Origin of the sequence: Roseisolibacter sp. H3M3-2, assembly GCF_029211165.1 — a bacterium.
Taxonomy (GTDB): Bacteria; Gemmatimonadota; Gemmatimonadetes; order Gemmatimonadales; family Gemmatimonadaceae; genus Roseisolibacter.
Genome location: NZ_JARGEK010000328.1, coordinates 1 through 5,537, shown reverse-complemented (window position 1 = coordinate 5,537; position 5,537 = coordinate 1). Strand labels below are relative to the sequence as shown.

Annotated in this window: 3 protein-coding genes and 1 pseudogene; 2 read left to right on the top strand and 2 right to left on the bottom strand. The window is 75.9% G+C overall.

Features of this window, described 5'->3' with window-relative positions:
* Together PYV61_RS20185 and ggt are read left to right on the top strand one after the other, a co-directional pair.
* Positions 1–676 (top strand): annotated as a pseudogene (locus PYV61_RS20185) (hypothetical protein); the annotation flags it as partial.
* Between the two features lie 49 nt (positions 677–725).
* Positions 726–2,492: a gamma-glutamyltransferase gene (gene ggt / locus PYV61_RS20180; RefSeq protein WP_275834994.1), complete on the top strand. Its 1,767-nt coding sequence runs from the start codon at positions 726–728 to the stop codon at positions 2,490–2,492.
* A 71-nt stretch (positions 2,493–2,563) separates the two neighbouring features.
* On the opposite strand, the gene PYV61_RS20175 is transcribed toward ggt, so the two are convergent.
* Complete coding sequence (locus PYV61_RS20175) at positions 2,564–4,717, bottom strand: protein kinase (protein ID WP_275834992.1); 2,154 nt, start codon at positions 4,715–4,717, stop codon at positions 2,564–2,566.
* Between the two features lie 164 nt (positions 4,718–4,881).
* Positions 4,882–5,478 carry a YMGG-like glycine zipper-containing protein gene (locus PYV61_RS20170; protein WP_275834990.1) on the bottom strand — a complete coding sequence of 199 codons (597 nt, stop codon included), beginning with the start codon at positions 5,476–5,478 and terminating at the stop codon, positions 4,882–4,884.
* Positions 5,479–5,537: the final 59 nt, after the last annotated feature.

The following is a 5,537-nucleotide window of genomic DNA, read 5'->3' as shown; positions in this document are numbered from 1 at the left end:
CGTCGTCGCGGCCGCCGCGATGGCCGCCGTCTCGGCCGCCGCGCCCGCCGCCGGCGCGCAGCCGATCCCGCGCCCGCGCGCCGCCGCGCGCTCGGCCGAGCCGTCGGTCTGGGCCTCGGCGAGCGCCGGGCTGTTCCAGGCCGAGTCGATCCGCGACGGGCGCACCAACGCGCGCTGGGACTTCGGCAACGCGATCCAGTACCGCGCCACGCTCGAGACCGTGGTGGCCCCGTCGACGACTGTCGGCGTGCAGGGGACCTGGGCGCCGGCCGTCCCGACCGTCGTGAGCACGCTCGGCCTCGCCGACGCGCCCGCCACCGCGTGCGCGGGGAGCTGCCAGGGCTCGGCCGACCTGATGTCGCTGACCGCGCTCGGCCGCCTCGGCGGCGGGCGCGGGCTGCACCAGGTGATCGAGCTGGCCGCCGGCGTCCAGCAGGTGCGCCGGCTCCGCCGCGACGGCGGCGAGGCGCTCCTCCCCGCGCGCGACACCGACCTGCACGCCTCCGCGGCCTACGGCATCGGCTTCGGGCTGTCGCCGCGGGCCGCGGTCGCGCTCGTGCAGGAGTTCGGCATCGTGTCGCACCAGCGCGACTTCCTCCCCGGCGGGACCAGCGCCCTCACGCAGCAGCGCGTCACCCGCCTCACCGTCCGCATCGGCTCCGGCGGGCGCCGCTAGGCGCCGTCACGCGTCCCCGGCCCCGCCCCCGTCCCGTCCCCAGCGCCGCATGCCGCTCCCGTCCCGTCCGCTCCGCGCGCCGCGCCTGGCGCTCCTGCTCCCGCTCGTCGCCGGCTGCGCGGCGCTCTCGCTCGGCCGCCGCGAGCCCGCGCCCGCCGACGGGATGACCGCCCGCCGCCCGGCCGTCTTCCCCGCCGACTGGCGCTTCCGCCCCGGCACGAGCGCCGAGTTCGCGCGCAACGCGATGATCGCGAGCAACAGCCGCCACGCCAGCGAGGCCGGGGTCGAGATCCTCCGCCGCGGCGGCAACGCGGTCGACGCCGCCGTCGCGGTGGGCTACGCGCTGGCGGTGACCTACCCGGTGGCCGGCAACATCGGCGGCGGCGGCTTCATGGTCATCCGCCTGGCCGACGGGCGCTCGGCCACGATCGACTACCGCGAGGTCGCGCCGCTGGCCGCGACGCGGAACATGTTCCTCGACGCCGCCGGCCAGCCGACCGACCGCAGCCGCGTCGGGCACCTCGCCGTCGGCGTCCCGGGCGCGGTGATGGGGATGTCGGAGGCGCTGGCCAAGTTCGGCACCAAGTCGCTGGCCGAGGTGCTCGCCCCCGCGATCCGCCTCGCCGAGGAGGGCTTCGTCATCGACAGCGCGTTCACCCGCGGGCTGCGCGGCGACAGCGCGAACATCACGCGGTTCGCGGGGGCGTCGCTCTTCTTCCCCGGCGGGCAGCCGCTGCGCCCGGGCTCGCGCCTCGTGCAGGCCGACCTCGCGCGCACGCTGCGCCGGATCGCCGACAAGGGCGCGCGCGAGTTCTACGAGGGGGAAACGGCCGACCTGCTGGTGGCCGAGATGCAGCGCGGCGGGGGGCTGATCACGAAGCAGGACCTGGCGCAGTACCGCGCGATCTGGCGCGACCCGCTGCGCACGACGTACCGCGGGCACACCGTCATCGGCATGCCCCCGGTGTCGAGCGGCGGCACGACCTCGTTCGCGATCCTGCACATGCTCGAGACGCGCGACACGCTCCCGAGCTTCGGCAGCGTCGCCTACGCGCACCTGCTGGCGGAGGCGGAGCGGCGCGCCTTCATCGACCGCAACACGAAGCTGTGCGACCCCGCGTTCTGCACGGTGCCGATGGCCGAGCTGACCAGCAAGGCGTACGCGCGCCAGCTCGCGGGGACGATCGACCCGGCGCGCGCGTCGCGCACGCCGCCGATGCAGCAGGCGCCGACGGGGCTGCACACCACGCACTACTCGGTGGTCGACCGCCTCGGCAACGCGGTCAGCACGACGACCACGCTCAACCTCGGCTACGGCTCGGGGGTGTACGTGGCCGGCGCGGGCTTCTTCCTCAACGACGAGATGGACGACCTGGCGACGGCGCCCGGGAAGCCCAACGCGTTCGGGCTGATCGAGGGGGAGCAGAACCGCGTGGAGCCGGGCAAGCGCCCGCTGTCGTCGATGACGCCGAGCATCGTGCTCGACCCGCAGGGGCAGGTGCTGCTGGTCGCGGGCGCGGCGGGCGGGCCGACGATCATCTCGGGGACCACGCAGGTGATCCTGAACGTGATCGACCACCGCATGACGCTCGCCGACGCGATGCGCGCGCCGCGCATCCACCACCAGGCGCTCCCCGACTCGATCGTCTACGAGCGCAACGGGATGTCGCCGGCGTCGCTCGACTCGCTCCGAGCGATGGGGCACGGGCTGCAGATGCGCGGCAGCCTGGTGAACGTCAACGCGGTCATGCGCGTGCGCGGCGGCTGGGAGGGGGTGAGCGAGCCGCGCTCGGTGGGGGCGGCGGTCGGGTACTGACCGCGACGCGCCGGGACGCGAGACGGGCCGCGGTGATCGCCACCGCGGCCCGTCGTGCGTTCACGCCCCGCTCACTGCCACTTGCCGCGCTTGCGCAGCTCGTACTGGCTGCCGCCGTGCCCCCGCTCGGCGGCGCGCCGGTGCCACTGGAGCGCGAGGCTGTCGCGCAGCTCGCGCTGGTCACGCCGCGCCTCGGGTACGCCCTCGTTTCGCAGGTACGCCATGCCGAGCCGATACTGCGCGGCGGTGTCGCCCTGCGCGGCCGCCTTCTGCCACCAGTTCACCGCGTCGGCCTCGCTCTTCCGGACGCCGCGGCCGTCCTTGTACATGTTGCCGAGCGCCAGCATCGACGCCGCGTCGCCGGCGCCGGCCGCGCGCCCGTACCACGTCAGCGCGCTCCCCTCGTCCTTGGCGATCCCCGGCGCGCCGCGCGCGAGGCGGCCCGCCAGCTCGCGCTGCGCGGGGACGTTGCCGGCGTCGGCCGCCTTGCGCAGCAGCGCGGCGGCGCGCGCGGCGTCGCCGGCGACGCGCCCCTGGTCCACGAGCTGGAACAGCCGGTTGGTCGACTCGACGTCGCCGCGGTCGCTCGCCAGCTGGTAGTACGCGGCCGCCGAGTCGAGCTTCCCCGCCCGCTCCGCCAGCGTGCCGAGGGCGCGCTGCAGCGTCGGGCGGTCGGGGGTCTGGCGCAGCGCCGCCGCGCAGGCGAGCGTCGCGTCCACGCCGCGGGTGGCGCTGGTCGCCGACGCCGCGCGGCTCTCGCAGCTCCGCTGCCGGTGCAGCGCCAGCCCCTTGAGGTACGCCAGCGCCGCCGGCGTCCCGTACGCGAGCCCCGCCTTCCGCACGTCGGCGCTGTCGCGGCGCAGCGCGAGCGTCGCCGAGTCGGCGAGCGCCGCGCTGTCCGCGGGCGTCGCCGCCGCCACGGCCGCCGAGTCGACGACGGCGTCGTCGCCGCCGTTGGCCGCGCCCGCCCCCGCCGCCAGCCCGCCCAGCGTGTCGGGGCGGGCGCCGCCGCCCGCCGTGTCGGCGGTGAGCGCGGCGGTGGTCGCGGTGCGGTTGCCGGTCGACAGCCAGAACGCCGCGCCCACGCCGCCGACGATGAGCAGCGTCGCCGCCATCCAGAGCCAGGAGCGCGCGCCCGACGTGGCGGCGACGGCGGGCACCGCGGCGTGCGGCGTGTACGGGGGCACGCCCCCGGTCGTGCGCAGCACCTCGGCGGCGTAGTGCGGGTCGGCGCGCACCGCGTCGAGGAACGCCTTCACCGTCGGGTAGCGGTCGTCCGGGTCCTTCGACATCGCGCGCTCGATCGCCATCGCCAGCGCGGGGGGCGCGTCGGGCGCGGCCTGGCGCAGCGGCGTCGCGGCGCCGACCAGCTGCTTGGCGAGGATCGCGCGCACGCTCGGCCCGTCGAACGGCAGCGCGCCGGCGATCATGCGGTACGCGACGACGGCGAGCGCGTACTGGTCGGCGCGCGCGTCGACCGTGCGCTCCCCCGCCGCCTGCTCGGGGCTCATGTAGTGCGGCGTCCCCATGACGAGCCCCGTGCTCGTCAGCGAGATCGAGCTCCCGTCGGCGCTGGCCTCGGCGGCCTTGGCGATGCCGAAGTCCATCAGGAGGACCTGGTCCTCGCGCCGGTCGAGCATGACGTTGTCCGGCTTCACGTCGCGGTGCACGACGCCCGCCGCGTGCGCCTCGTGCAGCGCGTCGCCCACCTGCAGCAGGATGCGCCGCGCCAGCTCGGTCGGCACCTTGCCGTCGCGGTCGAGGCGCGCCTTCAGCGACTCGCCGCGGATGTACGGCATGACGATGTACGCGATCCCGTCCGCCTCGCCGATGTCGTAGATCGGCATGATGTGCGGGTGCCGGAGCGCGGCGATGACCTCCGCCTCGCGCCGGAAGCGCTGCATCATCTGCGCGTTGAGCGCGAAGTCGGGGCGGGTCACCTTCACCGCCACCTCGCGCTTCAGCCGCAGGTCCTTGGCGAGGAAGACCTCGGCGAACCCGCCGGCGCCGATGCGCGCGCCGAGCTCGTACGTCGGGCCCAGCAGGCGGCGCAGCTTGAGCAGGACCTCGTCCATCGTGATCCCGGAGGTCTCGGGGACCACGAACTCCCCCGTCGTCCGGTCGATCCCGGCGGGGGTCGCCGCGCCGCACGCGTAGCAGAACGCGGCGTACGTCGGCAGCGGGGTCTTGCAGTTCGGGCAGGCGCGGGCGGCGGTCTCTGGCAAGTCGCCCCGGACGGATGGAGAGGGGGGAGCCCTTCGACGTTCGCCCCGGGCGGGCGGGTGCGCAAGCCCGGGCGTGACAGCCGTCTCATGGAATACGCGACGGGGGGTGGCGAGCCGCCACCCCCCGTCCGGACGATCCTTGCGACCGCGTCAGGTCGCGCCGGTCAGATGCGGACCTGCACCGCGTCGGTCAGGCGGATCGCCAGCCGGGCGCCGTCGTTCAGGCACCCCTCGAAGTTGGCCGTCGCCGCAGCCGTGGCCGCGCCCGCCGCCGCGCCGGTGGCGGCGCCGATGATCGTCCCCTTGGTGTCCTTGCCGATCACCTGCCCGGCGATCGCGCCGACGATCGCGCCGCCGATGACCTTCTGGCGGTCCTTGCTGGACGGCTGGTTGCGCACGCGGCTCACGTCGGCGCTCTCGGTGGCCGCGTCGACCGCGTAGGTGCGTCCGCCGAACGTCAGCGACACGACCCGGAAGCCCATCTCGATCTTGTCGCGCACGTTCTCGCTGCGGTCCAGCTTCGTGATCTCGACCGTCGCCGTCGCGCCCGCCGGGATGCGCGCGCCGTTCTCGCCGGTCACCGCGTCGCTGACGGTGGCGGTGAAGCGGTCGCCGACCTGGTTGGTGTTGGTGCAGACGCGGCTGTTCGACGTCAGCGCCAGCGTGGTGCCGGCGGCGATGCTGCCGACCCCCGAGCGCTCGCCGGCGCCGGCGCCCGGCGTCACGGTGTTGCCGCTGGCGGTGGTCGTCGGCGTCGCCACGGCGGGGAGGGGGCGGGGCGGGGCGGGCGCCGGAAGTCGGAGGGCCAAGCGGTCTTAGG

Bases quoted from the DNA above. Each gene is read 5' to 3' on its own strand.
- ggt (WP_275834994.1), top strand. From the start codon at position 726: ATGCCGCTCCCGTCCCGTCCGCTCCGCGCGCCGCGCCTGGCGCTCCTG.